The following is a 20,205-nucleotide window of genomic DNA, read 5'->3' as shown; positions in this document are numbered from 1 at the left end:
CAGGGCCGACCGTGCTTGAGCCGCCCGTTCCTTTTGCGGGGCCCCGTATTCGTATTCCGGTCCCTGCGTAAGGTGGAACCCATGAGCAGCGCAGCTTCCCGTCCCACCGCCGGCCCCTTCGACCGCGGACACACCGACGACCTCATGGCCTTCCTGACGGCCTCGCCCTCGCCGTACCACGCGGTCGCGAGCGCCGCCTCACGCCTTGAGAAGGCCGGTTTCCGCCGGGTCGAGGAGACCGCGGCCTGGGACGGGACGAGCGGCGGGAAGTACGTGATCCGCGGCGGCGCGATCATCGCCTGGTACGTGCCGGAGGACGCCGCCGCCCACACCCCGTACCGCATCGTCGGCGCCCACACCGACTCCCCCAACCTGCGCGTGAAGCCGCGGCCCGACATGGGCGCGCACGGCTGGCGGCAGGTGGCCGTGGAGGTCTACGGCGGCACCCTCCTCAACACGTGGCTCGACCGCGACCTCGGCCTCGCCGGGCGCCTCACCCTGCGCGACGGCAGCCACCACCTCGTCAACGTGGACCGGCCGCTGCTGCGCGTCCCGCAGCTCGCCATCCACCTCGACCGGGGGGCCAACGACGGCCTGAAGCTGGAGCGGCAGCGCCACATGCAGCCCGTCTGGGGCATCGGCAAGGTACACGAGGGCGACCTGATCTCCTTCGTCGCCGCCGAGGCCGGGGTCGACGCCGAGGACGTGACCGGCTGGGACCTGATGGTGCACGCCGTCGAGGCCCCCGCCTACCTGGGCCGGGACCGCGAACTGCTGGCCGGCCCGCGCATGGACAACCTGCTCTCCGTGCACGCCGCCGTCGCCGCGCTCGCCTCCCTCGCGGGCCGCGACGACCTCCCGTACATCCCGGTCCTCGCCGCCTTCGACCACGAGGAGAACGGCTCCGAGGCCGACACCGGAGCCCAGGGCCCCCTCCTCGGCAACGTCCTGGAGCGCTCGGTGTACGCGCGCGGCGGCTCCTACGAGGACCGGGCGCGGGCCTTCGCCGGCACCGTCTGCCTCTCCTCCGACACCGGCCACGCCGTCCACCCGAACTACGCGGAGCGCCACGACCCGACGCACCACCCGCGCGTCAACGGCGGCCCGATCCTCAAGGTGAACGTCAACCAGCGGTACGCCACCGACGGCAGCGGCCGCGCGGTCTTCGCCGCCGCCTGCGAGAAGGCGGGGGTGCCCTGGCAGTCGTTCGTCTCCAACAACGACATGCCCTGCGGCACCACGATCGGCCCGATCACCGCCGCCCGCCACGGCATCAGCACCGTCGACATCGGCGTCGCGATCCTCTCCATGCACAGCGCCCGCGAACTGTGCGGCGCGGAGGACCCGTACCTCCTCGCCAACGCGCTGGTCGCCTTCCTGGAGGGCTGAGCCGGAGCGGTCGCCGGCCGCGAAACATCGGCGAAAGCCCCCGGTCGGCAGGCTCGTCCCATGCATCGTCACGAGGGCCCCTCCCGGGGGAAGTTCGCCGCAGGTCTCACCGTCGCCGTCGTGCTCGCCACGGCGGCGGCGGGCGTTCTGATCGGCGCGTACGACGAACGGCCCCCGTGGGGCACGGACATCGCGTACGAGGGGGGCTTCGTCCAGGCCTCCCGCATCCGCGGGTACGACGTGGACGGCTCGCGCACCAAGGCGCTGCTCGCCGGGGAGTGCGCGCTCATGGAGCGGCAGGGGAGGGGCGGCGACCGGGCCGCCCACGACCCGGCGGCGTGGGTGGCCGGGTGCCTGGACGGGGCCGCGGGGCGTCCGTCCAGGAACCAGGGGATCGTCCGTTAGGCGGTCTCGTCCATGCCCGCGAGGATCAGCGGCAGGCGGCCCGTTCCGGCTTCCGTGATCTTCACCGGTACGCCCCAGTCCTGCTGGTGGACGTGGCAGGCCGGGTACTCGTTGGCCGGGTCGTCGTCGCAGGACGCGGCCATCGCCGAGACGTGCAGGACGCCCTCGGTGAGCTCCGGGTTCAGGTCGAGCTCACGGAAGAGGTCGGTGCCCGTGCCCTCGCCGCCGAGCAACAGCTCGGGCGGGGTGGAGGAGACCAGGAGGCGGGTCGAGGGGCCGTACCGGTCGTCCAGCTTCTGACCGGTCGGGGCCCGGAAGACGACGTCCAGGCGGAGGCGGCCGGGGGCGACCTCGGTGGCCTCGCGCTTGGTGCGGTGGGCGACCGCCTCGACCTGGACGGCCTCCTCGGGGAGGCGCAGCCGGGTCAGCCGGTGCCGGGCGGACTCGACGACCACGATGTCGCCGTCGACGAGGACCGCGTCGCTGGGCTCGCGCAGGTCGGTGGCGAGGGTGCTGACCTCGCCGGTGGCGGGGTCGTAGCGGCGCAGGGCGTGGTTGTACGTGTCGCTGACGGCGACCGAGCCGTCGGGCAGGGCGGTGACGCCCAGCGGGTGCTGGAGCAGCGCCTGGCCGGCGGCGCCGTCACGGTGCCCGAAGTCGAAGAGGCCGGTGCCGACGGCGGTGTGCACGGTGTACGCCTCGCCGTCCCGCTCGATCCAGCGCAGGGCGCTGGTCTCGGAGTCGGCGATCCACAGCCGGTCCTCGGTGGCGGCGAGCCCGGACGGCTGCGCGAACCAGGCCTCGGCGACGGGTCCGTCGACGAGCCCCTCGTTGGTGGTGCCGGCCGCGACCTCGACGGTCCGCGTGACCGGGTCGTACGTCCACAGCTGGTGGACGCCGGCCATGGCGATCCACACCTTGCCCTGCCACCAGGCGACGTCCCACGGCGAGGACAGGTCGACCTCCAGGGCGGGCCCGGAGGTGGCGGATCCCTGCCACCACTGCTTCCCGGTGCCTGCGACCCGCTCGATGCCGCCGGTCTCCGGGTCGAGGACGCGCAGCGAGTGGTTCACGGTGTCGGCGACGACGACCGTGCCGTCGGGCAGCCGGGCGAGGCCCTGCGGCTCCCGGAAGACGCCTTCGCCGATGCGCCGCACGACGGTCTCGCCGTCGGCGGCGAGCTCGACGAGCTGGTGCCGGGTGGTGTCGGAGACCAGGAGGTTCCCGGAGGGCAGCAGGATCGCCTTGCCGGGGAAGCGCAGGTCGGTGGCGACGGGCTCGGGCGCCACGTACGGCCCGTCGCCGCGCCGCAGCGTCCCCTTGGCCTCGTGCTCGGCCTCCAGCTCCTCGACGAGGGTCCGGATCGCGTTGGCGTGCCCCTCACCGGCGTGCTGGGCGACGATGTACCCCTCGGGATCGATGACGACGAGCGTCGGCCACGCGCGGACGGCGTACTGCTTCCAGGTCGCGAGCTCCGGGTCGTCCAGCACGGGGTGGTGGACCTCGTACCGCTCGACGGCGTCGACGACGGCCTGGTGCTCGGCCTCGTGCACGAACTTCGGCGAGTGCACACCGACGATGACGAGCGTGTCCCGGTGCTTCTCCTCCAGGTCACGCAGCTCGTCGAGCACGTGCAGGCAGTTCACACAGCAGAAGGTCCAAAAATCGAGCAGAACGATCTTTCCTCGCAGGTCGGCGAGGGTGAGGTCGTCTCCTCCCGTGTTCAGCCAGCCGCCCTTGCCGATCAGCTCGGGGGCACGGACACGGGCGCGGCGGGTGGGGGTCGCGGGCGCGGCATCGTTCATGTTTCAAGGGTGCCATCCCGGCCGGACCGCGATCGGGACGGGGCCCCGCTCCTTCACTCGCCCCGGCAGGTGAGAAGCGCTTCCCGTGGGGCAGGCATACCGGTGTGAAATATCTCGTACGGGACAAGATCTTCGCGATCGGTGACGACTACTGGATCGAGGACGAGCAGGGTCGGCATGCCTTCCTCGTCGACGGCAAGGCCATGCGGCTGCGCGACACCCTGGAGCTGAAGGACCCCGGAGGGCAGGTGTTGATCACCCTGCGCCAGAAGATGCTCAGCCTGCGGGACGCCATGACGATCGAGCGGGACGAGCGGCCGCTCGCGACCGTCCGCCGCAAGCGTCTGTCGCTGCTGCGCAACCACTACCGGGTGACGCTCGTCGAGGGGACGGAGCTGGACGTCAGCGGCCGGATCCTGGACCGGGAGTTCACCGTCGAGTACGAGGGCGAGCTCCTGGCCCACATCTCCCGCCAGTGGTTCCACGTGCGGGAGACGTACGCGGTGAACGTGGTCCGGGAGGACGCCGACGCCGCGCTGCTCGTGGCCGTGGCGGTGTGCGTGATCCGGATGGCCGAGCGGGAGAGGGAGGACTGACCCGGGACGGCGGTGCCTAGCCGGCCTTGTGGAGCGCCTGCTCCAGGTCCTCCCACAGGTCCTCGACGTGCTCGATGCCGACCGAGATCCTGACCGTGCCCGGGCCGATCCCGGCCGCCGCCAGGGCCGCCTCGTCGAGCTGGTGGTGGGAGGTGGAGGCCGGGTGCATCACCAGGGTCTTCACGTCGCCGAGGGAGACGCTGAGGGAGGCGAGCCGCACCGCCTCCACGAAGGTACGGCCCGCCTCCCGGCCGCCCGCGAGGTCGACGGAGACCACCCCGCCGCCGCCCCGGGGCAGCAGCCGCGCGGCGATCTCCCGGTCCGGGTGGCTCGCCAGGGCCGGGTGGCGCACGGCCGCGACCGCCGGGTGCGCGGCGAGCCGGGCCGCCAGGTCGGCGGCGCTCGCGCACTGGCGCTCCACGCGCAGGGAGAGGGTCTGCATGCCGCGCAGGGTGAGCCACGCGGCGAACGGGTCGGTGGAGGCGCCCTGTTCGACGGAGTGACGGCGGACCCTGCGGAACAGCTCGTCGTCCTTGAAGACGGCGGCGCCCCCGAGTACGTCCGCGTGCCCGGCCAGGTACTTGGTGGCGGAGTGGATGACGACGTCGGCGCCGTGCTCCAGCGGCCGGCAGAGCAGCGGGGAGGCGAAGGTGTTGTCGACGGCGACCGGGACCCCGGCCTCGGCGGCGACGGCGGCGAGCGCGGGCAGGTCGGAGACGCGGGTGGTCGGGTTGGCGATGGTCTCCAGGTAGAGGAGCCGGGTCTGGGGGCGCAGGGCGGCCCGCACCTCCTCCGGGTCGGTGCCGGAGACGTACGTGACGTCGACGCCCCAGCGGTCGGCGAGGTCGGTGAGGACCGCGTACGTGCCGCCGTACAGGCAGGTCTGGGCGATGACGTGGTCGCCGCTGCCGAGGAGGCCGAGGAGGACGGCGTTCACGGCGCCCATGCCGGAGGCGAAGGAGAGGCCGGCGGCGCCGCCTTCGAGGCGGGCGACGGCGTCCTCCAGGGTGCGGACGGTGGGGTTGCCGAGGCGGGCGTAGAGGAAGGCGTTCCCGGAGGTGAAGGCGGTGGCGAGGGCGTCGGCGGAGTCGAAGGCGAAGACGTGGCCCTGGTGGAGCGGGACGCCGAGGGGCCTGCTGCCCGTGACCTCGACCTGCGGCGGGTGGACGGCGAGGGTCTCGGGGCGGGGGGAGTTCGCGGCGGAGGGCGTGTGGCTCATGGGTTCAGTCTGTGGACGGGCCGTTTGCGTTCCCAGGTCCAATCACGGCAGATTGGTTCGGCGATGAAGCCAATCGAGCAGGTGCCGGACGCGCACGAAGCCCCCGAGGCGCTGGACGACCTCGTCTCCCGGCTCGGCCGCTGGTCGGCCGGGCGTGGACCGCTGTACCTGCTGCTCGCGGCCCGGCTGCGCCGTCTGGTCGACGAGGGGGCGCTGCCGCCGGGCACGCTCCTGCCGCCGGACCGGCGGCTGGCGAAGGCCCTGGCCGTGGGCCGTACGACGGTGGTCGCCGCCTACGACGCCCTGCGCCAGGAGGGGCGGCTGGTACGGCGGCAGGGCAGCGGGACCAGGGTCGCCCCGGCCGCGCTCGCACCGGAGGCGCCCCGGGTGACGGAGACGTCGAACCCGCTGTTCCTGCATCTCCTGGAGGCGCCGGACGACGTGATCCTGCTGAGCTGCGCGGCCCCGGCGCAGCCGCCGCCCGAGCTGACGGAGGCGTACCGCACGCTCGTCCTGCCGGTCGGGGACCTGGGCTACCACCCGGCCGGGCTCGGGGCGCTGCGGGAGGCGGTGGCGGAGCGGTACACGGCGCGGGGGGTGCCGACCGGGCCGGGGCAGATCCTGGTCACCACCGGCGCGCAGCAGGGGCTTTCGCTGCTCACCCGGCTGTTCCTCGCGCCGGGGGACGGGGTGCTGGTGGAGGCGCCGACGTATCCGGGGGCGCTCGACCTCTTCCGGGAGGCGGCGGCGGTTCCGCTGCCGGTGGCGGTGGGCCCGGACGGGCTCGACGTGGCGGAGGCGGTGCGGGTGATGGAGCGTCATCGCCCGGCCCTCGCCTATGTGGTGGCGCGGTTCCAGAACCCGACGGGGACGGTGCTGCCGCCGCTCGCGGGACGCCGGCTGGTCGAGGCGGCGAACGCGCTGGGGGTGCCGCTCGTCGACGACGAGGTGCTCGCGGACCTGGGGTTCGAAACGGAGGTCGGGGGCGGCGGGGGGCTCTCGGGGACGGAGTTTCCGGCGGCGGGGCGCGGCGGTGGCGCCCTCGCGGCCCCGGAGTCCGGCGTCGGCGGGCGGGGCGGCGGGCTCTCCTCGTACGGTGACGTGATCGCGGTCGGCTCGCTCAGCAAGGTCGTGTGGGGCGGCCTGCGTATCGGCTGGGTGCGGGGCCCGGCGCCCCTCGTCGCCCGGCTCGCCCGGCTGAAGGCACTGCACGACCTGGGGTGCGACGTGCCGTCCCAACTGGTCGCGGCCCGTCTCCTCGGCGACTTCGCGCCCGTCCTGGCCGCCCGTCTGCGGACCGTCCGCGCGGGCCACGACCATCTCCGTGCCGAACTCGCCCGGTTGCTGCCCTCCTGGTCGTGCGCGCCGACGACCGGCGGGCAGACCGTCTGGGTGCGGCTCCCCCACGGCGACGGCGTCTCCTTCGCCCAGCTCGCCCTCCGTCACGGGGTGGCCGTCCTGCCGGGCTCGACGACCGACGCCCTCGGCGGCAGCGTCCGTCACCTCCGGCTCCATTTCCTCGCGCCGCCCGAGGTGCTGACGGAGGCGGTCCGCCGACTGGCCGCGGCCTGGGGTGAGTACGTGCCGGGCCCGGCGGACGGCCCGGGGGCCCTCCATGCCATCGTCGTCTGACGCGACGACACGTCGGAGCCGGCCGGCCGCTCCGGCCTGGGACCCAGGGGGCGCCATGCACACCACCGTCACACCGTTCTCGCTGCACCCCTGGCAGGAGGGGAGGAAGTACGAGCGGCGGGCGGGCTGGCGCGGCACGTCGGCCGAGTTCGGCGAGATCACGGTGGAGGCGCCGCTGCGTCAGACGGTGCCGGAGGTGGTGGTGTCGGAGCTGCGGGGCGGAGCGGTGCCGCCGGTCTCGTACGAGGCGCGGGGCATCCACACGGACGTGATCCGGCTGCCGACGCTGAACCGGGCGACCCTCCGCGTCGGCGACGCCCTGGTCTCCATGAACCGCAACCGCTTCGGCGCCACCGCCGGACAGCGCGGACTCCACCTGAGGTACGGCGGCGACCGGTACCGGCTCCGGGCCCTGGACCGGCGCTCCTGGGTGCTCGCCCGGGAGGCGGACGCCGAGGACCCGGGGGTCACCGTCACGGTGCGCGGTACCGGGCGCGGGAAGCGGCGGCGGCTGGACGTCGGGGTGGCGGGCCGGGCGGGCGGGGCCGACCTGGCCCTGGCGCTGATCTTCGCGGGGGTGGACCGCGCGGCGCTCACCCGGGGCGGGGCGGTGCGCGCGGGCCTGTCCCGGGTCACGCGGCTGTGGGCGGAGGCCAACTCCTGACCCCCGTGGCGGACGGCCTGCGCGCCGTCGGCTCCGCGACGCCGACCGTGGCGGACGGGCTGCGCGCGGCCGGCTCCGCGATGCCGACCGTGGCGGACGGGCTCAGCCCCGCCGGCTCGCCGGGGGCGCGATGCCGAGGACCCGGTCCTTCAGGGCCGGGAACTGTTCGCGGGTCGTGGTGACCTTCTCCGGGTCGAGGACGGCCCGGAGGATCTCCTCGTCCGGGCCCGCCTCGGCGAGGGTCTCGCCCCAGGGGTCGACGACGATCGAGTGGCCGGCCTGTTCGACGCCCGCGTGGGTGCCCGCCGTACCGCAGGCGAGGACGTACGCCTGGTTCTCGACGGCGCGGGCCCGGGCCAGCAGGCTCCAGTGGGCGCGGCGGCGGGCTGGCCAGCCGGCCGGGACGACGAAGGCCTGGGCGCCCGCGTCGACGAGGCCGCGGAAGAGTTCGGGGAAGCGCAGGTCGTAGCAGGTGCCGACGCCGACGGTGAGGTGCGGCAGGTCGACGGTGACGAGGTCCTCCCCGGCGGCCATCATCACCGCCTCGCCCTTGTCGAAGCCGAAGCGGTGGATCTTGCGGTAGGAGGCGGCGAGTTCGCCGTCGGGGGAGAGGACGAGCGAGGTGTTGTAGAGGGCGCCGCCCTCGGCCTCGACGAAGGAGCCGGCGTGCAGCCAGACCCCGGCGTCGCGGGCGGCGGCGGCCATCGCCCGGTGGGTGGGCCCGTTGAGGGGCTCGGACTCGGCGGCGAAGAGGTCGGACGCGAAGGCGCCGACGGTCCACAGTTCGGGCAGGACGACGAGGTCGGCGCGGCCGGATTCCTCCCGGACGAGGCGCGCCGCTCGGGCGCGACGGTCGTCGACCGGTTCGTCCGGGTCTACCGCGATCTGGATCAGCGAGGCGCGCACACTACCACCGTCCTGGCATTCGAGCCGTCAACACCGGCCTACGATCGTCACACGAAAGCACTGCCGGGGTGCCTTCGGGCAGCGTAACTTAGCGTCCGAGCCTCCCACCCAGTCGTGTTTGCAGCCCGCGCACCGAAGAACCGCCGAGGGGTCCCGTGACCGTCCATCCCAGCCTGCAGAACTACGCCGACGCCTGGACCCACTCCATCGAGGCGATAGCCGAGCTGGTGCAGCCCCTCGTGGAGGGCGAGTGGAACCGGCCGACACCGTGCCCCGGCTGGTCGGTTCGGGACATCGTCTCCCATGTGATCGGCATGGAGACGGAGATGCTCGGCGACCCGCGGCCGATTCACTCCCTGCCGCGCGATCTCTACCACGTACGCAGCGACTTCGCGCGGTACATGGAGGTCCAGGTCGATGTGCGGCGGCACCACACGGCGCCGGAGATGACCTCGGAGCTGGAGTACATCCTGATCCGCCGGGCCCGGCAGCTCCGTAACGAGAACCGATCCCCCGAGCATCTGATCCGCGCTCCCCTGGGCGCCGAGCAGTCCCTGGAACTCGCCTACCGGATGCGCGCCTTCGACGTCTGGGTGCACGAGCAGGACCTGCGGGCGGCGCTCGGCGTGCCGGGCAACCTGGACTCGGCGGGCGCGCACGTGACGCGGGACGTGCTCCTCGAAGCGCTGCCCAAGGTGGTCGCGAAGGACGCGGGGGCGCCGGCCTCCTCGGCGGTCGTCGTGGACGTCAGCGGCCCGGTGGAGTTCCTGCGGACGGTGCGGGTCGACGCGGAGGGCCGGGGTTCGATAGACGGCGCGCCCTCGCTCGGCCCGGCGGTGACGCTGGCGACGGACTGGGAGACCTTCGTGCGCCTGGCCTGTGGCCGGGTCCGGCCGGCCGACGTGGCCGACCGGGTCAAGACGGAGGGCGACGAGGAGCTGGCGCGGGCGATCCTCGACAACTTCGCGGTGACGCCCCGCTGAGGCCGGGTGGCTCCTCGCCGGGGCCCGTGCGGGCCGAGGCCTTCGCGTCGGGTCCTCACACGGGGACGTGTACGGCCTCCACGCGGCTGGCGACGAGCCGTTCCCGTTCCCTGCGGTGGGTGCGGGCCTTGAGGCGCAGAATCTGGACGATCCCGAGGGCCTCCAGGACGAACACGGAGGAGAACGCGATCCGGTAGTTGTCGCCGGTCGCGTCGAGCAGCACGCCGACGGCGAACAGCGTCGTCATCGAGGCGACGAAGCCTCCCATGTTGACGATGCCGGAGGCGGTGCCCTGGCGCTCCGGCGGGTTGGCCGGGCGGGCGAAGTCGAAGCCGATCATCGAGGCCGGTCCGCAGGCGCCGAGGACCAGGCAGAGGGTGACGAGCAGCCACATCGGCGCGTGGTCACCGGGGTAAGCCAGGGTGGTCGCCCACAGCAGGGCGGTCGCGGCGACCGTCCCGAGGGCGAGCGGGGCGCGCGCCGTGTGGTGGCGGGCGATGATCTGCCCGTACGCGAGGCCGACCACCATGTTCGAGAGGACGACCAGGGTGAGCAGGCTCCCCGCGGTCGACCGGGACAGGCCCTGCGCCTCGACGAGGTACGGGAGACCCCACAGGAGCAGGAAGACCATCGCGGGGAACTGGGTGGTGAAGTGCACCCACATGCCGAGCCGGGTGCCGGGTTCCCGCCAGGACTCGGCGATCTGACGGCGTACGTACGCGGCGCCCGCGTGGGTGGCCGGCTGGGGCTCGTACCCCTCGGGGTGGTCCTTGAGGAAGAACAGCAGCAGGACGAGGACGACGACGCCCGCGAGGGAGCTGCCGACGAAGGTGGTCGTCCAGCCGAGTCCGTGCAGGGCGCGGGCGATGAAGACGGTGGAGACGAGGTTGCCGGCCATGCCGAAGAGGGCGGCGACCTGGCCGATGAGCGGCCCGCGGCGGGCGGGGAACCAGCGGCTGCCGAGCCGCAGGACGCTGATGAAGGTCATGGCGTCGCCGCAGCCCAGGAGGGCGCGGGAGGCGAGCGCGGTGCCGTACGAGGGGGAGAGCGCGAAGCCCAGCTGGCCGAGGGTGAACAGGACGACGCCGAGGACGAGGACCTTCTTGGTGCCGAGCCGGTCGACCATGAGCCCGACGGGTATCTGCATGCCCGCGTAGACGAGCAGCTGGAGTATGGAGAAGGTGGAGAGCGCGGAGGCGTTGACGTCGAAGCGCTCGGCGGCGTCGAGTCCGGCGACGCCGAGGGACGTGCGGAAGATGACGGCGACGAAGTAGACGGCGACGCCGACGCCCCAGACGAGGGCGGCGCGGCGACCACCGGGCGGGTCTCCGGGGAGGGTGACGGCGGAGCCGTATCCGTTGCGGCCGCTCACCGGTCCTCACCCCGGACCAGGACCTTGACCCAGCTGAGGTGCTGGCGCACGCAGAGCGCGGCGCCCTCGGTGTCGCCGGCTCTTATGCGGTCGAGGATCTCGGCGTGCTCGGTGATGTTCTTGGCGACGCGGTCGGGCTGGGACTGCATCACGGCGACGCCCATCCGCAGCTGCCGGTCGCGGAGCTGGTCGTAGAGGCGGGAGAGGATCTGGTTTCCGGCGTGCTGCACGATCTCGGCGTGGAAGCACCGGTCGGTGACGGCGACCTCCGCCAGGTCGCCGGCCGCGGCCCGCCGCTTCTGCTCCTCCAGGAGCTCTTCGAGCCGCTCGATGAGGGAGGCGGGGGCGGGGACGGCCCGGCGGACGGCGAACTCCTCGACGAGCAGACGGGTTTCGACGACGTCGGCGATCTCCTGCGCGGAGACGGCGAGGACGAGGGCGCCCTTCTTCGGGTAGAGCTTGAGCAGCCCTTCCATCTCCAGCTTGAGCAGCGCCTCGCGGACGGGGGTCCGCGACACCCCCACGGCCAGGGCGAGCTCTCCCTCGGTGAGGAGGGTGCCCCCTTCGTAACGGCGGTCGAGCACCGCCTGCTTGACGTGCATGTAGACGCGGTCGGCGGCAGGGGGTGCTGAGGGCATGCGTACAGCTTAGATACAACAAAGGTGCAAGGGCAGCCCTGTCCATGATGCGGAACACGGCGGATACGGCGACACCCGGCCGGGGGGGGTGCCCCCGGCCGGGTGTTTCACGTGAAACGTGGCGACTCGGGCGTTACGCCCGGGTGATGAGCCGCTTCGGCTGCTCTCACGCCCGGGTGATGAGCCGCTTCGGCTGCTCTTACGCCCAGGTGATGAACCGCTTCGGCTGCTCCAGGACCGCGGCGACGTCCGCCAGGAACTTGGAGCCGAGCTCGCCGTCGACCAGACGGTGGTCGAAGGAGAGGGCCAGCGTCGTGACCTGGCGGGCCTTCACCTTGCCCTTGTGGACCCACGGCTGGAGCTTGATCGCACCGACCGCGAGGATCGCGGACTCGCCGGGGTTCAGGATGGGCGTACCGGTGTCGACGCCGAAGACGCCGACGTTGGTGATGGTGAAGGTGCCGCCCTGCATCGCCGCCGGGGTCGTCTTCCCCTCGCGGGCGGTCGAGACCAGCTCGCTCAGCGACGCCGAGAGCTCGGGCAGGGTCTGCGCGTGCGCGTCCTTGATGTTCGGCACGAGCAGGCCGCGCGGGGTGGCCGCGGCGATGCCCAGGTTCACGTAGTGCTTGAGGACGATCTCCTGTGCCGCCTCGTCCCAGGCCGCGTTGATCTCCGGGTTGCGCTTGACCGCGACCAGGACGGCCTTGGCGATGAGGAGCAGCGGGTTGACCCGCAGGCCCGCCATGTCCTTGTCGGACTTGAGCTCCTCGACCAGCTTCATCGTGCGCGTGATGTCGAAGGTCACGAACTCGGTGACGTGCGGGGCGGTGAAGGCCGAACCGACCATCGCCGCCGCCGTGGCCTTCCGTACGCCCTTGACGGGCACACGGGTCTCCCGGGCGTCGGCCGACACGAGAGCCTGCGCGACGGGCGCGGGCGCCGCGACCGGGGCGGGAGCCGCCACGGGCGCCGGGGTCTCGACGGCCGGTGCGGGCGCCGGAGCGGCCGCCGCGTGGACGTCCTCCCGGGTGATGATGCCGTCCGGGCCGGTCGGGGTGACCGTCGTGAGGTCCACGCCGAGGTCCTTGGCGAGCTTCCGGACCGGCGGCTTGGCCAGCGGCCGGGCACCGGCCGGCGCGTGCCCGTTGAGCTGCTCCGGTACGGAGGCGAGGACCGGGGCGGCCGGAACAGCCGCCGGGGCGGTGCCCGCCGGGGCCTTGCGCGGGCGGCGCTTGGTGGAGGTCGCGGCCACGCCGTACCCGACGAGGACCGGCGTACGGCCCTTGGGCTCGTCGTCCTCGTCCGCCGGGGCGGCCGGAGCCGCCACGACCGGAGCCGCCGCCGGGGCGGCCTGGGCCACCGGGGCCTCGGCCTCGTCGGCGGCGCCGCCGACGTTCACCGAGATGATGACCTGGCCGACGTCGACCGTCGTCCCCTCGGGGAAGAGCAGCTCGTGGACCGTGCCGTCGAAGGGGCTCGGCAGCTCGACGGCCGCCTTGGCCGTCTCGACCTCACACACGACCTGCCCGTCGGTGACGGTGTCACCGGGCTGGACGTACCACTTGAGGATCTCGGCCTCGGTCAGGCCCTCGCCCACGTCGGGCATCTTGAATTCGCGGATCGTCACGGTGCTCTCCTCAGTACGCCAGCGAGCGGTCGACGGCGTCGAGCACGCGGTCGAGACCCGGCAGGTACTCCTCCTCCAGGCGCGCCGGCGGGTACGGCGCGTGGTAGCCGCCGACCCGCAGGACGGGGGCCTCCAGGTGGTAGAAGCAGCGCTCCGTGATCCGGGCGGCGATCTCCGCGCCGGAACCGTAGAACACCGGGGCCTCGTGGACGACGACGAGGCGGCGGGTCTTCTCGACCGACCGCTGGATGGCGTCGAAGTCGATCGGGGACATCGAGCGGAGGTCCAGGACCTCGATCGACCTGCCCTCCTCCTCGGCGGCCGCGGCGGCCTCCAGGCAGACCTTCACCATCGGGCCGTAGGCGGCCAGCGTGAGGGCGGTGCCCTCGCGCGCCACCCGGGCCTTGTGGAGCTCGCCGGGGATGGCCTCGGTGTCGACCTCGCCCTTGTCCCAGTAGCGGCGCTTGGGCTCGAAGAAGATGACCGGGTCGTCGCTCTGGATGGCCTGCTGGAGCATCCAGTAGGCGTCCGAGGAGTTGGACGGCGAGACGACCTTGAGGCCCGGGACGTGCGCGAAGAGCGCCTCGGGGGACTCGGAGTGGTGCTCGACCGCGCCGATGCCGCCGCCGTACGGGATGCGGATGACGACGGGCATCTTGACCTTGCCGAGCGCACGGGCGTGCATCTTGGCGAGCTGCGTGACGATCTGGTCGTACGCGGGGAAGACGAAACCGTCGAACTGGATCTCGACGACCGGCCGGTAGCCGCGCAGGGCGAGACCGATCGCGGTGCCGACGATGCCGGACTCGGCGAGCGGGGTGTCGATCACCCGGTCCTCGCCGAAGTCCTTCTGCAGACCGTCGGTGACGCGGAAGACGCCGCCGAGCTTGCCGACGTCCTCACCCATGATGAGGACCTTGGGGTCGGTCTCCAGCGCCTTGCGGAGCGACTCGTTGAGCGCCTTGGCGAGGGGAAGCTTCTGTGCAGCCATGGTTACTTGACCTCGCCATCCGCGAAGGACGCCTGGTAGGCGGCGAACTGCGCGCGCTCCTCGTCGACGAGCGCGTGCCCGTCCGCGTAGACGTTCTCGAAGATCGCCATGTCGTCCGGGTCGGGCATGTTGCGCACGCCCTCACGGACACGCTTGCCGAGCGCCTCGCTCTCCACCTCGAGCTCCTCGAAGAAGGCGGCGTCGGCGTGGCCCTCGCGCTCCAGGTACGCCTTGAGGCGCAGGATCGGGTCCTTGGCCTCCCAGGCCTCCCGCTCCTCGTCCCGGCGGTACTTCGTCGGGTCGTCGGAGGTGGTGTGGGCACCCATGCGGTAGGTGAAGGCCTCGACGAGGGTCGGGCCCTCGCCGCGGCGGGCTCGCTCCAGGGCGGAGCGGGTCACCGCGAGGCAGGCCAGGACGTCGTTGCCGTCGACCCGGACGCCGGGGAAGCCGAAGCCTCGGGCGCGCTGGTAGAGCGGGACGCGGGTCTGCCTCTCGGTGGGCTCGGAGATCGCCCACTGGTTGTTCTGGCAGAAGAACACGACGGGGGCGTTGTAGACCGCGGAGAACGTGAACGCCTCGTTCACGTCGCCCTGGCTGGACGCTCCGTCACCGAAGTACGCGATCACGGCGGAATCCGCGCCGTCCTTGGCGATACCCATCGCGTAACCCGTGGCGTGCAGGGTCTGGGAGCCGATGACGATCGTGTACAGGTGGAAATTGTTGCTGTTGGGATCCCAGCCACCGTGGTTCACACCGCGGAACATTCCCAGCAGATTCGTCGGGTCGACACCACGGACCCACGCGACACCGTGTTCGCGATAGGTGGGAAAGACGTAGTCGTCGTCCCGCAGGGCCCTGCCGGAACCGATCTGGGCCGCCTCCTGGCCGAGCAGCGAGGCCCACAGGCCCAGCTCGCCCTGGCGCTGCAGCGAGGTGGCCTCGGCGTCGAAACGACGGGTGAGGACCATGTCGCGGTAGAGGCCGCGCAGCTCCTCGGCGCTCAGGTCGATGTCGTAATCGGGGTGCTGGACGCGCTCTCCCTCGGGCGTCAGCAGCTGGACGAGCTCGGGCTCCGTCGCTCCCGCCTCGGCGCGCGTGCTCGTCTTCTTGGTGGTGCTGGTGCTCGCGCTTGCGGTGCGCTTGGTGCCGCTGCTGCGTCGCGTCGTCTTGCGCGCTGCAGTGCTCTCCACGGTCACGTGCGTGCTCCTCCGTCGGTCCGGCCCCCGGGTTCGCCGGGCAAGGCCAGTGCGGCTCTCCGCCTTATCCGTACCCTTCGCACGGGGTGGGTGCGACGCGGCCGGGGTCGGGCGTGACAGGTGCCCCGGCGAGCGCCCTGTCATAGGCACGTTACCCACAGCGTGGCATTCCCGCGAAACCCCACTTGACCTGCGATTTTGCTTGGATTTCCAAGTAAATCGAGAAAAGCGGGAACAGCGGCTGGTCAGCGCGTTGGGCAACGGCCGTGAGGGCCGCCGGAACATGCGGCACGTTATCCCGCGCACCCCGGGCGCGGGAAGAGCCAATATGTGAGACTGACTGCGTGCGCGAAGAAGGAAAAATCCGGGTATTTCTGCTGGACGACCACGAAGTCGTCCGGCGCGGCGTCCACGAGCTGCTCTCCGTGGAGGACGACATCGAGGTGGTCGGAGAGGCCGGCACGGCGGCGGACGCGCTGGTCAGGATCCCTGCGACCCGTCCCGACGTCGCGGTGCTCGACGTCCGGCTGCCGGACGGCAGCGGGGTCGAGGTCTGCCGCGAGATCCGTTCGCGGGACGAGGACATCAAATGTCTGATGCTGACCTCGTACGCGGATGACGAGGCGCTCTTCGACGCGATCATGGCCGGGGCCTCGGGGTACGTCCTCAAGGCCATCAGGGGCAACGAGCTGCTGAACGCGGTGCGGGACGTGGCGGCCGGCAAGTCGCTCCTCGACCCGGTGGCGACGGCCCGCGTCCTGGAGCGGCTGCGCGACGGCAACAACCCGAAGAGGGACGACAAGCTCGCGAACCTGACGGAGCAGGAGCGCAAGATCCTGGACCTGATCGGCGAGGGCCTGACCAACCGGGTCATCGGCGAGCGGCTCCACCTCGCGGAGAAGACCATCAAGAACTACGTCTCCAGCCTCCTGTCGAAACTGGGCATGGAGCGGCGCTCGCAGGCCGCGGCGTACGTGGCGCGCCTCCAGGCGGAACGCCACTGACGCCACCCCGGAGCCGCGAGCCCGTGCCTCACCCGTACGGGCCAGAGCGCGGCCGACGGCACCGTTTCGGGACCTACGTCCCCGCGAAACCGGGGCAGGGGCCCCTTTTCCGACAGGGTGCCGGTGGCGGAGAGTGGAAGCCATGTCCACCGAGGAGATCCGCGCCATCGAGTTGCTCGGCCGCGTGTCGTACGGCCGCGTGGCGACGAGCATGCGAGCGATGCCGTTCGTCGCCCCCGCCCGGCACATCGTGTCCGACAACCGCGTCCTGCTCCGGCTGCACCGGGGGCTCGGCTACCACCGCGCCTGCAACGGCAGCGTCGTCGCCTACGGCGCGGACAACTTCAACTCCGGCTCCGAGCACCTCTGGTCGGTGCAGTTCACCGGCACCGCCGAGATCGTCGAGCCCACCGACGAGGAGCTCGCGGCCTTCGGCACCGAGCCGGAGCTGGTGGACGGCGAGCCCTTCAGCCCGGTCTACATGCGGATCGAACCGCAGTTCGTGACGGTGCACGCGCTCGACTACGCGAGCGAGACCCCGGCGACCCGGCTCGCCCCCCACTCCGTCCGGCGACACCTCCACCACGTAGCGTGATCTAACATCTGGCGGGTGCCGCGCTCATCTGAAACGCTCACCCCGCCAGACGCCCCACCCGGCGTCCTCCGGGGTGCTGCCGCCCGGCCCGCCCCGGCCACCCGGATCTCCGCCGCCCGGCCCGCGCCGCCCGCCCGGCCCCTCGGAGCCCGGCCCGTGCCGCCCGCCCGGCCCGTCGGTGCACCGCCCGCGCCGCCCGTCGGCGCCCTGCTGCGCCGCCACCGGCACGCCGGAGAGCCGCTCTCCTGCGTGCCCGTCACCGAGGGGCTGCTCAACCGCGGCTTCCGCCTCTCCACCACCCGTGGCACCTACTTCCTCAAGCAGCACCTGGACGCCCCCACCGCCGACCGCGCCACCATCACCCGCCAGCACCGCGCCACCCAGCGGCTGCACGCCCTCGGGCTGCCCGTCGCCCCGCCGCTGCCCGATGCCAGGGGCCGCACGGTCGCCGTCGTCGACGGCCACTGCTACGCCCTGCACCCCTGGATCGACGGCCGCCACCGTGACGGCACCCAGCTCTCCACCGGCTGCTCCCGACGCCTCGGCACCCTCCTCGGGCAGGTCCACACCGCCCTGGACCGGGTGATGGAGCCCTCGGGGCCGAACGGCACCCCCGGAACCGCCGACGACGGCGTCTGCGCGAGCGCCGACCTCCTGGACACCTTCCGGGCCATCGATGAACTGATCCGCCTCGCCCGCGCGCACCGCCCCCGCGACAGCTTCGACGCGCTCGCCGAGCACCGGCTCAGGGAGCGGCGCCGGCTGCTCGCCCAGCACGCGCACCACCGGCCGCCGCCCGCCGCGGCGGCGGGCTGGGTGCACGGCGACTTCCACCCGCTGAACCTGCTCTACCGGGGCGCGGAGCCCGCCGCGATCGTCGACTGGGACCGGCTCGGGCTCCGCCCGAGGGCCGAGGAGGCGGTCAGGGCGGCCGCCATCTTCTTCGTACGGCCGGGGGGTGAGCTCGCCCTGGAGAAGGTGCGGGCCTACGCGCGCGCGTACCGGCGGGCGACGGGCGCCGACCGCGCCGAGCTGGCGGCGGCGGCGCACCGGGTGTGGTGGGAGCGGCTCAACGACTTCTGGACCCTTCGCTGGCGCTACCAGCTGCACGACCGAAGGGCCGACCCGCAGTTCCCCGCGGTGTCGGCCCTGGCGGTCTGGTGGACGCGTGAGTACGAGGCGGTACGCGACGCGTTCGCGGGCTGAGGCCCGTACCGCCCCTGGTCGGCCGGGAGCTGAGGCCCAGGCGACCCTGCTCGGCCGGGAGCTGAGGCCGGTATCGCCCCTGGTCGGCCGGGAGCTGAGGCCGGTCTCGCCCCTGCTCGGCCCGGCCCGGCCACGGGGTCGGCCCGGCCCGGCCACGGGGTCAGCCCGTCTCGGCGTCGTTGCCCGTCGGAGGAGTGTCCGGGTCGCCGTTGTTACCCCCGGTGGGGTCCGTGGGCGGCGCCGTCGTCGTCGTGCCCGTGGGCTCCGTCGGCGGGTCCGTCGGCTCCGTCGGCTCGGTGGCCGGATCGGTGGGCGGCTCGGTCGTCCTCGTCGGCTCGCCCGTGGGGTCGGCCGACGTCGGCGGGTCGGTCGGCGGCGGGGTCGTGGGCGGGGGCGTCCACGGTGCCTGGGTGGAGCCGCCGTCCGAGGTGCCCGGGTCTCGCGTGGGCTCTTCGGAGGGCTCCTCGGACGGTGTGGGCTTCTCGGAGGCGGTGGACGGCGAGTTGCTGACGGTCGGCGTCGTGCCGCCCGTGTTCCCGTCGTTCTGGCCCGCCTTGTCGAGGGCGAAGACGACGCCGGCGACGACCGCGATCACGGCGAGCGCGGCGAAGAGCCACACCTTGCCGCGGCGGCCGTTCCCGTCCTGGCCGCCGTACGAGCCGTCCTGGCCGTAGCCGCCGTTGCCGCCCGCACCGCCGTACCCGCCGACGCCACCGTCGTCCGGGTTCCGCGGGGGAAGGATCGGGCCCTGCGCGGTCTCCCCGTGCATGGGGTGGCCCATCGCGGTCGTCGCGGCCATGCCACCGACCGGGGTGTGCCCGCCCTCGTGCATCTCGACCGGCCCGGTGTTCCACGTGCCGGTGTGGCCGCCCTGCTGCTGGAGCATCTGGAGGCCGTACTGGATGAGGCCGCGCATCTCCTCGGCGCTCTGGAACCGGTCGTCCGGGTCCTTCGCGAGGGAGCGCATCACCAGGCCGTCGAGCTCCGGCGGCACGGACTGCGTGACGTCGGACGGCGGGATCGGCGCGTCCTGGACGTGCTGGTACACGACGGACAGCGGGGTCTCGCCGGTGAACGGGGGCCGCAGCGCGAGGAGTTCGTAGAGGAGGCAGCCCGTCGCGTACAGGTCGGAGCGGTGGTCGACGGCCTTGCCGAGCGCCTGCTCGGGGGAGAGGTACTGCGGGGTGCCCATGACCATGCCGGTCTGCGTCATCGTCGACTGCGCGCCGTGCAGGGCACGGGCGATGCCGAAGTCCATGACCTTGACGGCGCCGCCGTGGGTGATGATCACGTTCGCCGGCTTGATGTCGCGGTGCACGATGCCGTGCTGGTGCGAGTAGGCCAGCGCCTCCAGGACGCCGGAGACGATGATGAGCGCCTGCTCGGGCCCGGGCGCCTCGGCGCTGAGCAGCAGGTCGCGGATGGTGCGGCCCTCGACCAGCTCCATCACGATGTACGGCACGGGCCGGCCGGCCACGATGTCCTCGCCGGAGTCGTACACGGCGACGATGGCGTGGTGGTTGAGCCCGGCGACGGACTGTGCCTCGCGGGTGAAGCGGGCCTTGGAGACCGGGTCCTCGGCGAGATCCGCGCGGAGGAGCTTGACGGCGACGGTGCGCCCGAGGCGCACGTCCTCCGCGGCGAACACCTCCGCCATGCCGCCGCGACCCAGACGGTGCGTCAGCCGGTAGCGGCCGTCGCCGACGACGCCGCCGACGCCCCAGGACTCCGCCGACGCGTCCGGCACACCTCCGCCTGCTCCGGATTCGGGTGCCATCAGTCCTCGCCGTCGTCTGTCGTGCCGTGTCCAGTCGTCACGCTACAGGCTCCGTACGACATCACGGTCCGAGATGGACCGGCCATCCAACCCCTTCCATGTACACCTGTGCAAATTCGATGGGATTCCTCCGTCACTTCGTGAACGCCACGGGGGAGCTTCCTGTGCGGAGGGTCACGGAACGGGCACCCGGCTTGACG

18 protein-coding genes are annotated in these 20,205 nt (G+C 72.8%); 9 read left to right on the top strand and 9 right to left on the bottom strand.

The genetic code is table 11. The annotated features are described in order from the left end of the window. Nucleotides 1–81 precede the first annotated feature (81 nt). Entirely contained in the window at nt 82–1,389 is a 1,308-nt protein-coding gene (locus ACRRSS_RS35915; RefSeq protein WP_435975117.1) for a M18 family aminopeptidase, read from the top strand. Between the two features lie 60 nt (nt 1,390–1,449). Then, nucleotides 1,450–1,794 carry a hypothetical protein gene (locus tag ACRRSS_RS35910; protein ID WP_435975116.1) on the top strand — a complete coding sequence of 115 codons (345 nt, stop codon included), beginning with the start codon at nt 1,450–1,452 and terminating at the stop codon, nt 1,792–1,794. Here ACRRSS_RS35910 and ACRRSS_RS35905 read toward each other — a convergent pair. Further along, nucleotides 1,791–3,599: an NHL domain-containing thioredoxin family protein gene (locus ACRRSS_RS35905; RefSeq protein ID WP_435975115.1), complete on the bottom strand. Its 1,809-nt coding sequence runs from the start codon at nt 3,597–3,599 to the stop codon at nt 1,791–1,793. The two genes, ACRRSS_RS35910 and ACRRSS_RS35905, sit on opposite strands and share 4 nt — an antisense overlap. Before the next feature lie 104 nt (nt 3,600–3,703). Between ACRRSS_RS35905 and ACRRSS_RS35900 the strand changes: the two genes are divergently transcribed. Next, nucleotides 3,704–4,195 (top strand): LURP-one-related/scramblase family protein, encoded by a 492-nt coding sequence (locus tag ACRRSS_RS35900; protein WP_435975114.1) that lies wholly within the window; start codon nt 3,704–3,706, stop codon nt 4,193–4,195. 16 nt (nt 4,196–4,211) lie between these two features. On the opposite strand, the gene ACRRSS_RS35895 is transcribed toward ACRRSS_RS35900, so the two are convergent. After that, complete coding sequence (locus tag ACRRSS_RS35895; protein ID WP_435975113.1) at nt 4,212–5,414, bottom strand: trans-sulfuration enzyme family protein; 1,203 nt, start codon at nt 5,412–5,414, stop codon at nt 4,212–4,214. Between the two features lie 63 nt (nt 5,415–5,477). On the opposite strand from ACRRSS_RS35895, the gene ACRRSS_RS35890 reads away from it, so the two are divergent. Together ACRRSS_RS35890 and ACRRSS_RS35885 are read left to right on the top strand one after the other, a co-directional pair. Next, on the top strand, nt 5,478–7,046 hold the full coding sequence (locus ACRRSS_RS35890; protein ID WP_435975112.1) for a PLP-dependent aminotransferase family protein: 1,569 nt from the start codon (nt 5,478–5,480) through the stop codon (nt 7,044–7,046). Between the two features lie 55 nt (nt 7,047–7,101). Further along, the gene (locus tag ACRRSS_RS35885) at nt 7,102–7,710 is read left to right on the top strand and encodes a hypothetical protein (RefSeq protein WP_435975111.1); all 609 of its coding nucleotides are present in this window, start codon (nt 7,102–7,104) and stop codon (nt 7,708–7,710) included. Nucleotides 7,711–7,812: 102 nt separating this feature from the next. On the opposite strand, the gene ACRRSS_RS35880 is transcribed toward ACRRSS_RS35885, so the two are convergent. After that, nucleotides 7,813–8,616 carry a carbon-nitrogen family hydrolase gene (locus ACRRSS_RS35880; protein ID WP_435975110.1) on the bottom strand — a complete coding sequence of 268 codons (804 nt, stop codon included), beginning with the start codon at nt 8,614–8,616 and terminating at the stop codon, nt 7,813–7,815. A 155-nt stretch (nt 8,617–8,771) separates the two neighbouring features. On the opposite strand from ACRRSS_RS35880, the gene ACRRSS_RS35875 reads away from it, so the two are divergent. Next, nucleotides 8,772–9,599 carry a maleylpyruvate isomerase family mycothiol-dependent enzyme gene (locus ACRRSS_RS35875; RefSeq protein ID WP_435975109.1) on the top strand — a complete coding sequence of 276 codons (828 nt, stop codon included), beginning with the start codon at nt 8,772–8,774 and terminating at the stop codon, nt 9,597–9,599. A gap of 55 nt (nt 9,600–9,654) precedes the next feature. Here ACRRSS_RS35875 and ACRRSS_RS35870 read toward each other — a convergent pair whose 3' ends face one another. The 5 genes from ACRRSS_RS35870 to pdhA form a co-directional block, all read right to left on the bottom strand. Then, nucleotides 9,655–10,971 carry an MFS transporter gene (locus ACRRSS_RS35870; RefSeq protein WP_435975108.1) on the bottom strand — a complete coding sequence of 439 codons (1,317 nt, stop codon included), beginning with the start codon at nt 10,969–10,971 and terminating at the stop codon, nt 9,655–9,657. Next, on the bottom strand, nt 10,968–11,609 hold the full coding sequence (locus ACRRSS_RS35865) for a GntR family transcriptional regulator (protein WP_351894898.1): 642 nt from the start codon (nt 11,607–11,609) through the stop codon (nt 10,968–10,970). The genes ACRRSS_RS35870 and ACRRSS_RS35865 overlap by 4 nt, the downstream gene beginning before the upstream one ends. 199 nt (nt 11,610–11,808) lie before the next feature. Beyond that, nucleotides 11,809–13,215, bottom strand: coding sequence for a dihydrolipoamide acetyltransferase family protein (locus ACRRSS_RS35860; protein WP_435975515.1), 1,407 nt, complete (start codon nt 13,213–13,215; stop codon nt 11,809–11,811). Nucleotides 13,216–13,246: 31 nt separating this feature from the next. Continuing rightward, nucleotides 13,247–14,227, bottom strand: coding sequence for an alpha-ketoacid dehydrogenase subunit beta (locus ACRRSS_RS35855; protein WP_351894895.1), 981 nt, complete (start codon nt 14,225–14,227; stop codon nt 13,247–13,249). Nucleotides 14,228–14,229: 2 nt separating this feature from the next. After that, complete coding sequence (gene pdhA / locus ACRRSS_RS35850; RefSeq protein ID WP_351894893.1) at nt 14,230–15,423, bottom strand: pyruvate dehydrogenase (acetyl-transferring) E1 component subunit alpha; 1,194 nt, start codon at nt 15,421–15,423, stop codon at nt 14,230–14,232. Between the two features lie 344 nt (nt 15,424–15,767). Between pdhA and ACRRSS_RS35845 the strand changes: the two genes are divergently transcribed. From ACRRSS_RS35845 to ACRRSS_RS35835, 3 genes are all read left to right on the top strand, one after another. Then, the gene (locus ACRRSS_RS35845) at nt 15,768–16,427 is read left to right on the top strand and encodes a response regulator (protein WP_030555738.1); all 660 of its coding nucleotides are present in this window, start codon (nt 15,768–15,770) and stop codon (nt 16,425–16,427) included. A 142-nt stretch (nt 16,428–16,569) separates the two neighbouring features. Further along, the gene (locus tag ACRRSS_RS35840; protein WP_435975107.1) at nt 16,570–17,022 is read left to right on the top strand and encodes a pyridoxamine 5'-phosphate oxidase family protein; all 453 of its coding nucleotides are present in this window, start codon (nt 16,570–16,572) and stop codon (nt 17,020–17,022) included. A 156-nt stretch (nt 17,023–17,178) separates the two neighbouring features. Then, nucleotides 17,179–18,228: a phosphotransferase gene (locus ACRRSS_RS35835; protein WP_435975514.1), complete on the top strand. Its 1,050-nt coding sequence runs from the start codon at nt 17,179–17,181 to the stop codon at nt 18,226–18,228. Nucleotides 18,229–18,388: 160 nt separating this feature from the next. On the opposite strand, the gene ACRRSS_RS35830 is transcribed toward ACRRSS_RS35835, so the two are convergent. Continuing rightward, the gene (locus ACRRSS_RS35830; protein ID WP_435975106.1) at nt 18,389–20,005 is read right to left on the bottom strand and encodes a protein kinase domain-containing protein; all 1,617 of its coding nucleotides are present in this window, start codon (nt 20,003–20,005) and stop codon (nt 18,389–18,391) included. Nucleotides 20,006–20,205: the final 200 nt, after the last annotated feature.

The sequence above is a fragment of the Streptomyces sp. Qhu_M48 genome, assembly GCF_051305195.1.
GTDB lineage: Bacteria > Actinomycetota > Actinomycetes > Streptomycetales > Streptomycetaceae > Streptomyces.
Note: the sequence above shows the minus strand (reverse complement) of the source record. Positions and strands in the feature narration are given on the sequence as shown.

Coding starts and splice junctions, on each gene's coding strand:
- ACRRSS_RS35915 (WP_435975117.1), top strand. CDS start 82: ATGAGCAGCGCAGCTTCCCGTCCCACCGCCGGCCCCTTCGACCGCGGA.
- ACRRSS_RS35910 (WP_435975116.1), top strand. CDS start 1,450: ATGCATCGTCACGAGGGCCCCTCCCGGGGGAAGTTCGCCGCAGGTCTC.
- ACRRSS_RS35905 (WP_435975115.1), bottom strand. CDS start 3,599: ATGAACGATGCCGCGCCCGCGACCCCCACCCGCCGCGCCCGTGTCCGT.
- ACRRSS_RS35895 (WP_435975113.1), bottom strand. CDS start 5,414: ATGAGCCACACGCCCTCCGCCGCGAACTCCCCCCGCCCCGAGACCCTC.
- ACRRSS_RS35890 (WP_435975112.1), top strand. CDS start 5,478: ATGAAGCCAATCGAGCAGGTGCCGGACGCGCACGAAGCCCCCGAGGCG.
- ACRRSS_RS35885 (WP_435975111.1), top strand. CDS start 7,102: ATGCACACCACCGTCACACCGTTCTCGCTGCACCCCTGGCAGGAGGGG.
- ACRRSS_RS35865 (WP_351894898.1), bottom strand. CDS start 11,609: ATGCCCTCAGCACCCCCTGCCGCCGACCGCGTCTACATGCACGTCAAG.
- ACRRSS_RS35860 (WP_435975515.1), bottom strand. CDS start 13,215: ATGCCCGACGTGGGCGAGGGCCTGACCGAGGCCGAGATCCTCAAGTGG.
- ACRRSS_RS35855 (WP_351894895.1), bottom strand. CDS start 14,227: ATGGCTGCACAGAAGCTTCCCCTCGCCAAGGCGCTCAACGAGTCGCTC.
- ACRRSS_RS35840 (WP_435975107.1), top strand. CDS start 16,570: ATGTCCACCGAGGAGATCCGCGCCATCGAGTTGCTCGGCCGCGTGTCG.
- ACRRSS_RS35830 (WP_435975106.1), bottom strand. CDS start 20,005: ATGGCACCCGAATCCGGAGCAGGCGGAGGTGTGCCGGACGCGTCGGCG.